This is a genomic window from Pseudomonas sp. M47T1, from assembly GCF_000263855.1.
GTDB lineage: Bacteria > Pseudomonadota > Gammaproteobacteria > Pseudomonadales > Pseudomonadaceae > Aquipseudomonas.
This window is the reverse complement of sequence record NZ_AJWX01000005.1, coordinates 123,935-138,615: the sequence shown is the minus strand read 5'-3', so window position 1 is coordinate 138,615 and position 14,681 is coordinate 123,935. Positions and strand designations below refer to the sequence as shown.

The 14,681-nt window shown below is 63.1% G+C and carries 16 protein-coding genes; 10 read left to right on the top strand and 6 right to left on the bottom strand.

Features of this window, described 5'->3' with window-relative positions; all coding sequences use genetic code 11:
- Positions 1-26 precede the first annotated feature (26 nt).
- The 3 genes from PMM47T1_RS08110 to PMM47T1_RS08105 all read left to right on the top strand — a co-directional run bounded on the left by PMM47T1_RS08110 (position 27) and on the right by PMM47T1_RS08105 (position 1,785).
- Positions 27-290, top strand: a complete 264-nt coding sequence (locus PMM47T1_RS08110; RefSeq protein WP_043300868.1) for a DUF2790 domain-containing protein — start codon at positions 27-29, stop codon at positions 288-290.
- Positions 291-401: 111 nt separating this feature from the next.
- Positions 402-536: a hypothetical protein gene (locus PMM47T1_RS30565; protein WP_274379842.1), complete on the top strand. Its 135-nt coding sequence runs from the start codon at positions 402-404 to the stop codon at positions 534-536.
- 31 nt (positions 537-567) lie between these two features.
- Positions 568-1,785 (top strand): multidrug effflux MFS transporter, encoded by a 1,218-nt coding sequence (locus tag PMM47T1_RS08105; RefSeq protein ID WP_008367516.1) that lies wholly within the window; start codon positions 568-570, stop codon positions 1,783-1,785.
- Positions 1,786-2,270: 485 nt separating this feature from the next.
- Here the strand turns inward: PMM47T1_RS08105 and lpxO are convergent, their stop codons facing one another.
- From lpxO to PMM47T1_RS08085, 5 genes are all read right to left on the bottom strand, one after another.
- The gene (lpxO, locus tag PMM47T1_RS08100) at positions 2,271-3,170 is read right to left on the bottom strand and encodes a lipid A hydroxylase LpxO (RefSeq protein ID WP_008367515.1); all 900 of its coding nucleotides are present in this window, start codon (positions 3,168-3,170) and stop codon (positions 2,271-2,273) included.
- Positions 3,171-3,351: 181 nt separating this feature from the next.
- On the bottom strand, positions 3,352-4,539 hold the full coding sequence (locus PMM47T1_RS08095) for a hypothetical protein (RefSeq protein ID WP_008367514.1): 1,188 nt from the start codon (positions 4,537-4,539) through the stop codon (positions 3,352-3,354).
- A gap of 140 nt (positions 4,540-4,679) precedes the next feature.
- Entirely contained in the window at positions 4,680-5,336 is a 657-nt protein-coding gene (gene alkB / locus PMM47T1_RS08090) for a DNA oxidative demethylase AlkB (RefSeq protein WP_008367512.1), read from the bottom strand.
- A 24-nt stretch (positions 5,337-5,360) separates the two neighbouring features.
- Positions 5,361-5,522, bottom strand: coding sequence for a hypothetical protein (locus PMM47T1_RS30080; RefSeq protein ID WP_008367510.1), 162 nt, complete (start codon positions 5,520-5,522; stop codon positions 5,361-5,363).
- 20 nt (positions 5,523-5,542) lie between these two features.
- Positions 5,543-5,845 (bottom strand): DUF1883 domain-containing protein, encoded by a 303-nt coding sequence (locus tag PMM47T1_RS08085; RefSeq protein WP_008367508.1) that lies wholly within the window; start codon positions 5,843-5,845, stop codon positions 5,543-5,545.
- 154 nt (positions 5,846-5,999) lie between these two features.
- On the opposite strand from PMM47T1_RS08085, the gene PMM47T1_RS08080 reads away from it, so the two are divergent.
- Complete coding sequence (locus tag PMM47T1_RS08080) at positions 6,000-6,356, top strand: hypothetical protein (protein WP_008367507.1); 357 nt, start codon at positions 6,000-6,002, stop codon at positions 6,354-6,356.
- 96 nt (positions 6,357-6,452) lie between these two features.
- Here the strand turns inward: PMM47T1_RS08080 and PMM47T1_RS08075 are convergent, their stop codons facing one another.
- Entirely contained in the window at positions 6,453-6,734 is a 282-nt protein-coding gene (locus PMM47T1_RS08075) for a hypothetical protein (protein WP_008367506.1), read from the bottom strand.
- A gap of 328 nt (positions 6,735-7,062) precedes the next feature.
- On the opposite strand from PMM47T1_RS08075, the gene galU reads away from it, so the two are divergent.
- The 6 genes from galU to PMM47T1_RS28615 all read left to right on the top strand — a co-directional run bounded on the left by galU (position 7,063) and on the right by PMM47T1_RS28615 (position 14,581).
- Positions 7,063-7,902 (top strand): UTP--glucose-1-phosphate uridylyltransferase GalU, encoded by an 840-nt coding sequence (galU, locus tag PMM47T1_RS08070; protein WP_008367505.1) that lies wholly within the window; start codon positions 7,063-7,065, stop codon positions 7,900-7,902.
- Between the two features lie 263 nt (positions 7,903-8,165).
- Complete coding sequence (gene gorA, locus PMM47T1_RS08065) at positions 8,166-9,524, top strand: glutathione-disulfide reductase (protein WP_008367504.1); 1,359 nt, start codon at positions 8,166-8,168, stop codon at positions 9,522-9,524.
- Positions 9,525-9,845: 321 nt separating this feature from the next.
- Positions 9,846-10,382, top strand: a complete 537-nt coding sequence (locus PMM47T1_RS08060; RefSeq protein ID WP_008367503.1) for a fimbrial protein — start codon at positions 9,846-9,848, stop codon at positions 10,380-10,382.
- 64 nt (positions 10,383-10,446) lie between these two features.
- Positions 10,447-11,166, top strand: a complete 720-nt coding sequence (locus tag PMM47T1_RS08055) for a fimbrial biogenesis chaperone (RefSeq protein WP_008367502.1) — start codon at positions 10,447-10,449, stop codon at positions 11,164-11,166.
- Between the two features lie 17 nt (positions 11,167-11,183).
- Positions 11,184-13,604 (top strand): fimbria/pilus outer membrane usher protein, encoded by a 2,421-nt coding sequence (locus PMM47T1_RS08050; RefSeq protein WP_008367501.1) that lies wholly within the window; start codon positions 11,184-11,186, stop codon positions 13,602-13,604.
- Positions 13,601-14,581: a fimbrial protein gene (locus PMM47T1_RS28615; protein ID WP_008367499.1), complete on the top strand. Its 981-nt coding sequence runs from the start codon at positions 13,601-13,603 to the stop codon at positions 14,579-14,581. The genes PMM47T1_RS08050 and PMM47T1_RS28615 overlap by 4 nt, the downstream gene beginning before the upstream one ends.
- Positions 14,582-14,681 lie beyond the last annotated feature (100 nt).

The following is a 14,681-nucleotide window of genomic DNA, read 5'->3' as shown; positions in this document are numbered from 1 at the left end:
CGAATTGAATGATTGAGGGCTTCACCATGAACATCAAGACCATCAGCGCCATTGCCGTGTTTGCCACCGCCAGCTTTGGCGCCGTAGCCGCACAGGCCGCCGCCGCACCGGTCCAGGACACCTACCACTACGGTCAGCACCTGGATATTCAGAAAGTGCTGGCCGACAATGCCGACAATTCGATGACCTGCCAAGTGGTGGGTGCGCACATGACGTACCTGGACTCGCAGCACCAGGAACATGTGCTCAACTACCGTCGCATGGCCGAGGTGTGCAACCTGGGTGAGTGAACCGCAGCTGAATGAGACGCGATCGGGCGTAAAGACTCGGTAAAAACGGTTGCCAGGCCCGCGCCGTTGGGGGGATTCTTGCCGTATCACCCAGCCTGGCAGGGATTGACCATGAACCATTCGACTATCGGCCTGATCGCGCTGGTCGTGATTGCGATACTGGGCCCGGCGACCGTGCTCTACGACCTGTTGCGTGATACTGGCGACAAGCGGCACGTAGACAAGGAGGAGGGCGGTTCCCTATAGTTGGCAGCCTATTCATTAGGTTGCTACCTATATGCCCTCATCCGTTGCCGCGTCACCCCCGCGTGCCCCTGTCTGGCTGTTGGTGCTGATCACCATCAGCGGCACGCTGGCCATGCACATGTTCGTTCCGGCACTGCCTGCCGCCGCCCAGGCGTTGGGGGTGGACAGCGCTGCGATGCAACGCACCATCAGTATCTACATCCTGGGCCTGGCGTTCGGGCAGTTGGCCTACGGGCCGCTGTCCGATGGCCTGGGACGGCGCCCGTTGCTGCTGGTAGGCTTGAGCCTGTACACCGTGGCCGGGTTTTGCGCCGCGTTTGCCGGCGGCGTGCATACCCTGGTGCTGGCGCGCCTGGTGCAAGCGCTGGGCGGTTGTGCGGGCCTGGCCTTGGGGCGGGCGATTGTGCGCGATGGCGCACGGCTGGACGATGCCGTGCGTGACCTGGCGCTGCTCAACCTCATGATGATGATCGGCCCCGGCTTCGCGCCGCTGGTGGGCTCGCTGATCAGCGAGCACCTGGGCTGGCGGGCCATTTTCCTGGTGCTGGCCAGCCTGGGCGCGGTGACGTTGCTGTGCACCTGGCGGTTGCTGCCGGAAACCTCCACCCCCAGCGGGCAAGTCAGTGCCCATGCGCTGGTGCGTGACTACACGCAATTGTTGCGTTCCCCGGTATTTCTCGGCTTTGCCATCGGTGGCGCGTGCATGACCACGGCCATTTACGCCTTCATTGCCGCGGCGCCGTTCATCATTGGCACTGAGCTGCATCGCCCCTTGAGCGAAGTTGGTGTTTACCTGGGCATGCTGATCGTGGGCATGTCAGTGGGCAATGCCCTGACGCGCCGCCTGATTCGGACCATGTCGGTTGATCGCCTGCTGCTGGTGGGGGCGCTGTTGAGCATTGCCTCGGCGCTTAGCCTGCTGGCGGTGGTGATGGCCGGCGGGGTGTCCGTGGCCTGGATTGTCGGGCTGGTCAGCCTGTTTGCCGTGGGGGCGGGGCTGGCAAGCCCCGCGGCCATGAGCCGGGCGTTGAGCGTGGATGCCCACTTGGTAGGGGCTGCGGCCGGTTTGTACGGCTTCGGGCAAATGGCGGTAGGGGCCTTGTGCACCTTTGCGGTGGGCTTTGGCCACGACCCGGCGTTCAGCGCCGCGGCAGTGCTCAGTACCTCGGCGCTGATCGGGTTGCTGGGGTTCGGTCTGGGCATGAGCGCGCGCCGTACCCGCGAGGCCCAGGCCCAAGCCATGGCGTAATCACGTACAGGTTGGTCGCGCGCAGGCCACGCCAAAATCCCGGAGCTGGCGCCAGGCTGCGAGAAAGTCCGCAGGACCTTTGGCGGTGTTATGTCGATCGCAGGCACGCGGTGCGCGCCTTCGCAGCCTGGCGGCAGCTTCTACAGGGGCGGTGTTTGAGGCGATTCGCGGCGTCGTCATCCTCAGGCTTCTTCCAGGCTGTCCACGTGCAGGGCATGGGCCTTGCTCGGCGGCTCCACCACCAGCGGCGCTGAGCATCTAAAACAAGGGTGCAGGCATACTTGCACCGTGGCGGCGACGCAGGAATTTTTATGATGGGCATTCAGCGATTGCCGCTGGGAAGTACAACTAGGGCAAGATAAATCAGGTCGAGGCCCAACTTACACTAAGTGGTAAAGTGATTCATGCCTGAAGTTGGAAAAGACTGTTGCGCAAATTGCAGGTAGTTAGCCGGTGCCCTTTATTGCAAAGGGCACCGCCGGCACTCAGATATAAATGAACAACAGCGCGAACAGCGTCACGACGGCCCATTTTTCTGCGTAGTACTGCGCACGATTGCGTTTTTTCAGCGCCTTGCCGCGTTCGCGCACCTTGTAGATGCGGCTGAACAGGCGGTTGATGCCCCCGGTCTTGTCGCCCTCGCTGTTAGGCGCGGCAGCGGCCGCCATGACCTTGTAGCTGAACCAGCGGTTGAACGCCGCAGCCCAGCGGTATTTCAATGGGCGTTCAACGTCGCAGAACAGAATGATGCGGTTCTGCTCGGTGGTGTTTTCGGCGTAGTGAATGTAGGTCTCGTCGAACAGCACCGGCTCACCGTCGCGCCAGTAATAGTTTTCCCCGTCCACGTTGATGTAGCAGCCGGGGTCGTTGGGGGTTTGCAGGCCCAGGTGGTAGCGGTACGAGCCGGCATACGGGTCGCGGTGGCGTACCAGCCGCGAGCCAGGCGGCAGCGCGGCGAACATGGCGGCCTTGACCGTGCCGATGCCGGCCAGCAGTTCGGTGGTGCGCGGGCACAGCTGGCTGGCCGAAGGATGGCTGTCGCCGTACCACTTCAGGTAGAAGCGCTTCCAGCCGGTCTTGAAAAACGAATTGAAGCCCACGTCGTCGTGGCCGGCGGACTTCTTGATCTCGCCCATTTCCATCAACCGCACGCCTTCCTCGCGGATCTCCTGCCAGTGCTGCTGCAAGGGCGCCAATTCGGGGAAGTCACGGGCATCCAGGTACGGGCGTGCCGGCAATTTGGAGAACAGGTACAGGAACACATTGACCGGTGCGAGGAAGCTGGAGTGGTCACTCAGTTGGCGAGTGAACCTGTGCCGCACACGCCCGCGAAAGTGCACGAAGGCAATGGACAAGATGAACAGGGCAAGAATGATGAGTTTCATAATGGATCGTTTAAGTAGGACTGAACACCAGCAGACGGGCCGCAATGAGTGTAGGAAAAGCAGAAATCAAGATAAGGAAAGCGCCGGCTAGTATAACCCACCAGCAAGTCAGGGGAAGTAGTGGGCGAAAGTCGCAGGGCAAATTTCATATAAAGTTGATGCGGGTCATCGTCAACAGCCTTTAATCGCGTTCGCGCATGAAAAACCCGGCCACATACTTGCGAAAGGTATCCAGGCTCTTGAAGTCGGCCAGGCGCTTGAAGGTGTCGCTACTGGGCTCGGGGCCCAGGGGCTGTTTCATCAGCGACACCGACAGCACCCGATCCAGGTCCGAGGTCAGCACCAGTTCATCCATCACGTCGCCGCCGATCACCGGGCGGCGCATGATGACGTTGACGCCTTTGCCGGCCATCCAGTCGATCAAGGACACCATCAGCGGCTCGCGCTCTTCCTCGCGCAGCACGGGGAACAGTTGCGCGCGGGACAGCACGGGCACGCTGGCCACGTGGATCATTTCGTAGTATTGGCTGCCGGCGGTGGTGGGCGAATACAGGGCCAGGGCTAACAGAGGGCCTGCGGTGCGCTCACCGCCCCATAGCCAGTGGTGGCCTTGGAAGTCGAAGCCGGTGTCGCTGCGGCCGTTGAAGACCTTGCGCGTGCGTACTTCGTTGACGCAGTCGAGCAGCAGGCCATAGCGACGCTGGCTGCCGAACGCGGTGGAGTCTTTGAGGCGCGCCTTGAGCATCATCATGTGCTTCATGTCCATGCGCGTTTCCAGGTAGTTGCTGGCGGGCACCCGTTCCACCAACGGGTAACGGGCCGCCACGCGGCGCAATTCGGCGAATTGCCGGGTCAGGTCCTGTTTGTGTTGGGTGGCATACACGTTCAGGCCCGACGCCTCGATCAACGTGACCAGCAGCGACAGCAAACGGTGCTGTTCCTTGCGGGTATTGGCCGCACTGTCAACACCGCTGTCGCTGGGGTCGGCTGGGCGAAATTCGCCGATCAGGCGCAGCGGAACATCGGGCGCCAGCCAGGCTGCCGGCGGCTCGTCGCGCTCGCTGGCACTGCCCGGCTCGCGGTCGTCCTTGATGAACGGGCAGTCGGCGGCATGCTCGGCGGTGCCGGGGTTGTTCTTGAGGAACAGCGTGCCGGTGCTGCTATTGAGGGTCACGTTCATCACCGGCAAGGCGTTGGCCTGGCAGTCACACGCCAGCCACTGGCCCTGGCCGCGCACCTTCATTAGCCATTGGTTGGCTTGCAGCAGGCGATGGCCGTCCAGGCTGTTGTGCACAAAACCTTCGACCAGCACTTGCTCGGCGGGGGTGAGGGTGCGCACCAGTGCGCCATTTTTTTCGATGATTCGCATGACGAGTCAGGCAGGTCCCTGGCCAGACATGGCCGCTGCACGTTGATGGATTTGCTCGGGCGTCCGGTCTTCCTTAAGGGTGGGCACGAACCAGACATTGCCCAACGTAACCACTAAAAGCTAACAGCAACAGCAACCTCTCAGCCAGCCTTGCGCAGCGTAAAATTGATCCGCTGCGCGCCCATCACCGAATGCACCCCCTCCCTCAACGGCAACACCCCATGAAACCGCAGCCGATCAACCCCTCCCCACACCATCACATCACCATGCAACAGCGGTACCCGCACTGGCCGGTCGCTGCGTTGCTGGCCGCCCATCTGGAACATCGCCGGCAGCCCCAGCGACACCGAAACAATGGGCGCGCTGTAATCGCGCTCATTACGGTCCTGGTGCAGGGACATGCGCGCACCCGGCACGTAGCGGTTGATCAGGCAGGCATCGGGCGTGAAATCGGCGAAACCGGCCAGGGCGGCGGCGTCGTGGGCCAGGCGCTGGAAGGCTTCGGGCAGGGCCGGCCAGGGCTGGCCTGTGCGTGGGTCCAGGGGCGTGTAGCGATAGCCGTGGGTGTCGGTGGTCCACCCCAGCTGCCCGCAATTGCTCAGGGCCACGGACATGGTTTGCCCGCCGGGCGTCATCATGCGCCGCAAGGGCGCCGCCTTGAGCACCGCGCGCAGGGGGGGCAGCAGGTCGTCGATGAAGGGCAGGGCGAAGGCGCGCAGCACGAAGGTCTGCGGGCCGATCTGTTCGGCCCGTGGCGGCTGGCGCGTGGCCGCCTCGTCAAACAGCTCCAGGCTCATGGCAGCGCGGTGCAGGCAGGGCGCTTACAGCGCCTTGCTGATGCGGATCTCGGTGATCTGCTCATCGCTGTCCCCGTGGATGGCCGCCAGCGCTGCCTTGGCTTCATCCAGCGAACCGGTTTGCAGATGGGCGAAGTCCCAACGGCGCTCGCCATTGATCTTGTAGTGGATTACGTACTTGGTCACGGTGTTACCTGCAAAAAGGATCAGCTGAATTTCGACGCCGAGCGGCGCACGATCTTGATCTTGTGGGTGAAGGCCTTGCGGTGCGCGCCCATGGCCAGCTTGGCGCCGGTGGTGTCGATGGTGATGTTCCAGAAACCGGTGGTGGGCGCGGTGATCTTGGCCGGGAAGGTGTCGAACTGGCCACCGTGGTAGGTGTGACGGCCGCCGTTCTTGAAGCTGCGGAAGTTGGCATCACTCATCAGGCGGATGTTGCAGCGCTGGGAACACTCGATGACCACCAGGTCATCCTCGTTTAGGTGCTCGCGCTGGTGTACGAATTTCATGTAGATCTCCGGGATGCATCTTTTGGCAAACCAAAACGATACCATGGCGGGCTTCGCGCCGCCGCGTTTCATGCAGCGACCAGGAAAATTTACGACCAGGTGGAGCAAATGGCCACTTGGGCGGTCACAGTGTCTTTTGAAGGGAGTTTGGCTTATGAAATGGGCGTGGGTGGCAGTGATGGCTTTATTGGGTGGGTGCGCCAGTGTCTCGGACATCGAGCAAAGCCCGGAAACCATGGGGGTGATGTCTGGTAAATCACCGCGCCAGTTCAGCGATTGCGTCGTCAAGCACCTGGCTGAAACCCGCAAGCCTTCGACCATCGAGCCTTGGCGCGAAGGCTTTCGCGTGATTGTGCCGCAGAAGCTGACGTCGGGCCCGGCGGCGATCATCGATATCGACAGGCGCTCCAACGATGGCAGCAGCATCAAGCTGCATGAGCGCATCTCCAACGTGCCGATTCGTCCTCATGATGTGCAGCGTGCGGTCACCGCGTGTATTTCTGGCGAGTGATAGCGGCGCTGAGGCGCCCATGACGCGGCCTGGCGGCGGCTGCTACAGACGTAGCAGTTGCCAAAGGCTGCGTCACGGGCTTCGCGGTAAGTCAGGTTATTTGCACAGAATGGTGAGGTTACGGCTGGCATAGTTGCCCACGTCTGCGCCCAGGGTCTTGTCGCTGTCCTTGGGCGGCGGTGTGCCGGTGGTGCCGACGATGTCGTAGCGCCCGCTGGCGCACGCTTCGCTGGCTTTCTGGTAGCAGGCGTCCCAGGACGCCGCCGCGCCCGAGCAATCGATGCTCACGCCTTGCTTGCCGTTTTTCAGAATGGTAGGCGTGGCCGACGCGCACCCGCCCAGGGCCAGGACCGCGAAAAGAGCCAGGAGTCTGTTCATCGAATGTTTCATCATCACGAAAGTGTGGAAGGGGGCGGCAGATACTGCAGCCGTGCCTGCGTGAACGCGAGGCCGCGCCAGCGGGGACGCCTGATGCTATACAAGGCGTCGGGCGGCGGATAGCCCTGTGATGAAATTCTGCCTTGCGCTGCTGGCGATTGCTGCTAAAACCAGTGCACACGGGTAAATTTGTATCGGGCGTGGAACTATCCGCGACCGGTTTTCTCTATTTCTGCATCGGTCGGCCGGTGGCGGGGCATTGTAAGGTGGCCTGCGCGCGATTAGACTGCGCCGAATCTCGTAAGCACAGCCCTTTGTAAGGACTCATATGATCAAGAAATGCTTGTTCCCAGCAGCCGGTTACGGCACTCGCTTCCTCCCAGCGACCAAAGCCATGCCCAAGGAAATGCTGCCGGTGGTCAACAAGCCACTGATCCAATACGGTGTCGAAGAAGCACTGGAAGCCGGCCTGACCCAGATTTCCATCGTGACCGGCCGCGGCAAGCGCGCCCTGGAAGACCACTTCGACATCAGCTATGAGCTGGAAAACCAGATCAAGGGCACCGACAAGGAAAAATACCTGGTTGGTATCCGCAAGCTGCTGGACGAGTGCACCTTTTCGTATACCCGCCAGACCGAAATGAAAGGCCTGGGCCACGCGATCCTCACTGGCCAGCCGCTGATTGGTGACGAACCTTTCGCCGTGGTACTGGCGGACGACCTGTGCGTGAACCTGGAAGGCGACGGCGTATTGGCCCAGATGGTCAAGCTGTACAACCAGTTCCGTTGCTCGATCGTGGCCATCCAGGAAGTCGATCCTTCGGAAACCAACAAGTACGGCGTGATCGCCGGCGAAATGATCCGCGACGACATCTACCGCGTCAACAGCATGGTCGAGAAGCCAAAGCCTGAAGATGCCCCGTCCAACCTGGCCATCATCGGCCGCTACATCCTGACCCCGGACATTTTCGACCTGATCCGTCAGACCGAGCCAGGCAAGGGTGGCGAAATCCAGATCACCGACGCCCTGATGAAGCAGGCTCAGGCCGGCTGCGTACTGGCTTACAAGTTCAAAGGCCAGCGCTTCGACTGCGGCGGCGCCGAAGGCTACATCGACGCCACCAACTTCTGCTTCGAGAACTTCTACAAGACCGGCAAGGCCTTCTAAGCCAGCCTGTACTTGATGCAGCACCCGACGCCGCGGCCACCAGCCGCGGCGTTTTCATGTGTGCCCCGCGATCGCGCAAGAGCTGCCGCCAGCCCGTAGGAGCTGCCGCCAGGCTGCGAAGGCCCGCACAGCGGGCCCGCGATCGATATGGTACCGCCAAGGGTCCTGCGAACCTCTTCGCAGCGTGACGCCAGCTCTACAGAGGTGGGTGTTTCTTGAGGGGGGCGCGCGGTACTATTGAGCCCTGCCAAGGAGACCTAGCAATGGCCCACGATTTTGATCTGTTTGTTATAGGCGCCGGTTCCGGCGGTGTTCGCGCGGCGCGCTTTGCGGCCGGATTTGGTGCCAAGGTAGCGGTGGCCGAGAGCCGTTACCTGGGCGGTACCTGTGTCAACGTCGGCTGCGTGCCGAAAAAGCTGTTGGTGTACGGCGCCCACTTCGCCGATGACTTCGAGCAGGCGCAAGGCTTCGGATGGACCCTGGGTGAGGCTGACTTCAGCTGGCAAACCCTGATCGCCAACAAGAACCGCGAAATCCAGCGCCTCAACGGCATCTATCGCAACCTGCTGGTCAACAGCGGCGTGACACTGCTCGAAGGCCACGCACGCATCGTCGACGCCCACCACGTGGAAGTCGACGGTCAGCGCTTCAGCACCGAGCGCGTCTTGATTGCCACCGGCGGCTGGCCGCAGATTCCAGACATTCCGGGGCGCGAGCACGCTATCACCTCCAACGAGGCGTTCTTCCTGCCGCAGTTGCCCAAGCGCGTGCTGGTGGTGGGCGGCGGCTACATTGCCGTGGAATTCGCCGGCATTTTCCATGGCCTGGGCGCCGACACCACGCTGCTGTACCGCAAGGACCTGTTCCTGCGCGGCTTTGACCGTTCGGTGCGCGAGCACCTGAGCGAGGAACTGACCAAGCGCGGCCTGAACCTGCAGTTCAACAGCGACATCGAACGCATCGACAAACAGGCCGACGGCAGCCTCAAGGCCACCCTCAAGGATGGCCGAGTGCTGGAAGCCGACTGCATTTTCTACGCCACGGGACGGCGCCCCATGTTGGACAACCTGGGCCTGGAGAACGTGTCGGTCAAGCTCGACGACAAGGGTTTCATTGCCGTGGACGAGCAGTTCCAGACGAGCGAACCGTCGATCCTGGCGCTGGGTGACGTGATTGGCCGCGTTCAACTGACGCCAGTGGCCCTGGCCGAAGGCATGGCCGTAGCCCGTCGCCTGTTCAAGCCTGAGCAGTATCGCCCCGTGGACTATGCGCACATCCCCACGGCGGTGTTCAGCCTGCCGAACATCGGCACCGTGGGCCTCACCGAAGAGCAGGCGCGCGAACAGGGCCATGAAGTGCAGGTGTTCGAAAGCCGTTTTCGGCCGATGAAGCTGACGCTCACCGAGTGCCAGGAGCGCACGCTGATGAAGTTGGTAGTCGATGCCAGCACCGATCGCGTGTTGGGCTGCCACATGGTGGGGCCGGAGGCGGGTGAGATCATCCAGGGCCTGGCGGTGGCGCTGAAAGCGGGGGCCACCAAGCAGGTGTTCGACGAGACCATTGGTGTGCACCCGACTGCCGCCGAGGAATTCGTGACGATGCGTACGCCGGTGGCGAAGTAAAAATGTGTTACGCATGAATACATATTGATATGTACTGTTCGGCAGGCGGCGAATCCCATTTGCGAGGGTTGCCGCCGGCCCTGCTATCGCAAGGGATCTATCTGTTTATTTTTTGAAACACCTCTAAAAACTCCGCTCTAGAGCCTTCTATTGCTGCGTATGAAAGCAGGTCTCACGGCTTTCAGGTTTTATTCCTACAATCCGGGCCAAACGGTCTGACGTTTCTTTTGAGTTCGCCAATTACATACTCCGGCCTCGCAGTCTTGCGTCTGGTCACGCCTTGGCGTGCGCCGACATCGAACTCAACGGGAGTTGTTCACCATGAAACTTTACCCATCTGCGCTGATAACCGGGCTGTGCGGCCTGCTGGCGATGCCAGCGGCAATGGCCGCCGACGGCACGATCGATTTTCTGGGCAGAATCATCGGCCCCACCTGTGATATCAACGATGGTAACCCCAGCTTCAATGTGGAGTTGCCCACCGTGTCGACTACCGCGCTTTCGGTCGTAGGCAAGTCGGCAGGGCGCCAGCCGTTCCAGATTCGCCTGACCGGTTGCGTGCCCGAAACGGGCCGGGTGATGACCTATTTCGAACCGGGCCCCACCATCAACCCACGGACCGGTCGGTTGATCACCAACACCGGGGTTGGCCAGGCCGGGAACGTGGAAGTCGGCCTGCTCAACAACCAGCAACGCACCATGGACCTGCGCGAAGGCCCAGGTTTCCAAGATTCGCAAGTGGTGGATATCACCGCGGGCAACGCCTATCTGGACTATTTCGCCGAGTACATGCCGGTTGGCTCGGTCACCCCGGGCGATGTGCGCACGCAAGTGCGCTACTCCATCGTGCACTACTGATGGCCTCGCCAGGGGCGCCGTCCGGCGTTCCTGGCGTTTCGCATACGTCTGACTGGAATCCCTCATGTTGAAAATGATGCTTGCCCTGTGGGCGGCCTGGCTGTTGGCGTTGCCCGCCCACGCGGGTGTGGTGATCAGTTCCACGCGGGTGATTTACCCGGCGTCGGCGCCGGAAGTCACGGTACAGTTGCTTAACCGCGACGCCACGCCGGCGCTGCTGCAGATATGGCTGGACGACGGCGACGCCGATGCCGACCCCGGTGGGGTCCAGGTGCCGTTCGTGATCAGCCCGGCCATGTTCCGCCTGGAGGCCGAGCAGGGCCAGGCACTGCGCCTGATGTACACCGGCGAGCCGCTGCCTGCGGACCGCGAAAGCCTGTTCTGGCTGAATATGCAGCAAATTCCTCCGCGTGCCGACAGCCCTGGAAACCTGCTTCAGGTGGCTGTGCGCACGCGCATCAAAGTGATGTTTCGACCTGACGGGCTGGCAAGCCACGCAGCCGAGGCGCCGACTCAGGTACGCTGGCAGTTGCTGCACAGTGATGGCCCCTGGCAGCTCGAAGGCCACAATCCGACCCCTTATTTCGTCAACCTGGGCGAGGTCAATCTTGTCGTTGCCGGCCGCGTGTTCGAGGCGGGCGCAGGCCATGTGCCGCCGTTTGGCCAGGCGCGCTTTACTGTACAGGGTGAGCCGGGCGCCGTGAAACAGGGCCAGGTTTCGTTCATTGCGTTGGACGACCACGGCGCCGGCCGGCGCGGTGAGCTGGCGCTGACGTCGCCATGATGGGGGTGGGGCCGCGTATGGCGGGTGCCTGGGCGGTGGCCTGGCTGCCTGTGGTGTGGGCGGTGGAAGAGCCGGCGCCGGTGCTGTTCGAGGAGCGCTTCTTGCGGCCCGGCGCGCCGGGGGCGGTCGACCTGCGGCAATTTTCGTTGCCGGCGCGGGTGCCGGCGGGCGATTACTGGCTGGACGTTAGTGTCAACGCGGCGCCGCGCGGTCGCCTGCAGGTGGCCTATCGTCAGGATGACCCAGCCCCATTCGCCGAAGCGTGTTTCGATCTGCCGCTGTTGCAGCGCCTGGGTGTGGATACGCAAGCGCTGACCATCGACGCGGCGGCTGAGCGATGTATGCCGTTGCAGCAATGGCTGCCCCAGGCGACGGTACAGCTGAACTTCGCCGAGCAGCGGCTCGCGTTGCAGATTCCCCAGGCGTTCATGGTGCGCACGGCCCAGGGCCAGGTCGACGAGCATCGGTGGGAATGGGGCGTGAACAGTGCCTTCGCCAACTATGACGTGAACACCTTCAACGTGGCCACCACGGGTGGCAGGCTCACTCAAACCTATGCGGGGCTGTCCAGTGGCGCCAACCTGGGTGCGTGGCATTGGCGCTTGCAGGGCAATGTCTCCCACCCCGGCAGTTATCAAACCCTGTCCCATTACCTGCAACGCGAAGTGGCGCCCTTGAGTGCCCAACTTCGCCTGGGGCATACCAGCAGTTCCGGGGAATTACTGGAGAGCGTGCAAATGCGCGGGGCCACGTTGTTCAGTGACGAGCGCATGCTGCCGGCCTCCCAGCGTGGTTTCGCCCCGGTGGTGCGCGGTGTGGCGCGGGGCAATGCGCGCGTGACGATCCGTCAGGGCGGGCGTTTGCTGCGTGAGGTGGTCGTGCCGCCGGGGCCCTATGTCATTGATGACCTGTACGCTGCGTCTTACGGCAACGACTTGCAGGTCAGCGTCAGTGAAAGCGATGGCAGCGAGCAGCATTTCACTGTGGCCAATGGTGCCACCGCGATGACGCTGCGTGAGGGCCAGTCGCGCTTCGCGTTGGGTGTGGGCAACCTGTATGCCCCCACGTTGGCCAGTACCCCGGCGTTCGTCCAGGGCACCTGGCAGCAAGGTGTCAGCGATTGGCTCACGGCCTATGGTGGCGGCACAGTGGCCGAGCGCTATCGGCAGGGCCTGCTGGGGGCGGCACTGAACACGCCCGTCGGCGCCATTGGCCTGGACCTGGCCATGGCCCGGACGCAGTTGCCGGGCGCCTCGGACGCTCAAGGCGGGCGGGCACGGGCGACCTACAGCGCGTTGTTCCAGGCCAGCGGCACGCGCGCATCGCTCAGCCATCAGTGGGCCAACCGGCCCGGCTATCATGCCTTGCTGGATGCGCAACTGGCCCGCGAACGGGATGGCCCGGTGAGTGGTCATGAGCGCTCGCGCACCTCCATCAGCCTCAATCAGCCGGTGGGCAGTGACTGGGGGCAGGTCAACGCCGGGTTCTGGCGAGCCCGCGCCTGGGGAGGTGAGGGCAGTGGCCGCGGCTATTCGCTCAACTATGGGCACCGGTTCGGCACCTTGGGGTACAGCATTAGCGCTAACCGCGAGCGCGATGGTCACGGCCGCGAAGACACCTTCTGGACGCTCGATTTCAACCTGCCCCTGGGCGGCACGCGCGCCAGCCTGAGCGCCACGTTGAATCACGGCCCCCAAGGCCCCCAGGGCCAGGTTGGCTACCGCGCGGGCGACGAACGCTATCACTACGGTGCCACTGCCAGTGCCAGCGAAGCCCGTGAGGGCGCACGCGTCAATGCGTTTGGCGGCTGGCGAGCGCCGTTCGGCGACTTTGCGGTGGCGGCGGGCCGCGACGACGACAGCCGGCAGCTGTCGCTCAGCGCCCGTGGTGCGGCTGTCGCTCACGCTGGGGGCATCACGCTCTCGCAGCCCCTGGCCGAGACCTTTGCCATTGTTCAGGTCCCGCACGCCAAGGGCGCCCAGGTGAGCAACAGCAGCCAGGTGCGCGTGGATAGCCGGGGCTACGCGGTTGTCCCGCACCTGGTGCCGTACCAGCTCAACCGCATCGACATCGACCCGCTTGGCTTACCTTTGGACGTGGAATTGGCCACCAACAGCCAGCACGTGGCGCCGCGCGCCGGTACGGTGGCCCTGCTGCGTTATCCCACGGTGTCCGGGCGTACGGCACTGATCGAACTGCGCCGGCCGTGCGGTGTGCCGCTGCCGTTCGGGGCCCAGGTCAGCGATGAGCAGGGTACGCCGATGGGCGTCGTCGGTCAGGGCAGTCGGGTTCTGGCCCGGGGGCTGCAGGCCCATGGCAACCTGCGCGCCGATTGGGGCACCGGGCAGTGCACCGCACGCTACCACCTGCCGACGCCTGGCGAGTCTCTGGTACGGCTTGCGGCAGTATGTGAAACGGCCAGCAAGGAGCAGCCATGAAAACCACGATTGCACTGGCCACGTTGTTGACCGCGCCCATGGTTCAAGGCGCTTGCCAGTATTATCCGGGCATGGGGCCAGCGGTGGCTCACGCGCTTCTGGATGCGCGAATTGTCGTTTCCACCTTGGCGCTGCCGGGGCATCTGCTGTATTCGCGGACTATCCCAGGGGCGGCCACGGCGTTGGAATGCACCGCCGAGACAGTCATGAGCAGTGGCTGGGCCACGCCCATGGAGGCGACTGGCCAGGAGGGCGTCTACGCCACCACGGTACCCGGTGTCGGCTTGCGCGTTGTTCAGCAGCAGCCACTTGAAACTCAATTCTGGCCTCGCCGCGACGTGCGCCTGGAGCCGTCCCACGCCACCCCCTCAGCTGCCTACGTGGTGGAGCTGGTCAAGACCGGACCGTTGCAGGAAGGTCGCCTGCGGTTGCCGCCGGCTGGGGTGACCCGTCGTTACGGGGCGCTGGAAGCCACGGCGCTGCGGTTCTCTCAGGCCGACATCGACATCGTGCTGAACAAGCCCACCTGCGACGTGGCCGCCGACAGCCAACAGGTCACGGTCAACCTGGGGCAACGCGATACCCGCGACTTCACCGGGCCAGGCAGCACCACCCAAGCGGTGCCGTTCAGCCTGCGCCTGGCGTGTGAGGGCGGCGGTGGTGGGGACTCGCTGTTTGTGCACCTCACCCTCAGTGATGCCAGTGACCCTGGCAACCGCACCACGGTATTGAGCCTGCGCAATGACGCTACGGCGTTGGGCGTGGGCGTGCAGGTACTGCGCAGTAATGGGCAGCCAGTGAGTTATGGTGCCGACGCCGGCCATGTCGGTAACCCGGGCCAGTGGCTGGCCGGCGCGGTGGTGGCGGGGCAGCGCAGCTTCGAGGTGCCGTTGCTTGCGCGCTTTATCCAGACCGGCAACACAGTAACGCCGGGCACCGCAGGCGCCCTGGCCACGTTTACCTTCGCCTACAACTGATCTTCATGTGATTCTTCTATATATTAGGCACCCTGATAGGCAAAACCAATCGTGCACATCAGCTTTGCCAATGAGCGCTCTGGCGCCCACTTGGCTAGGA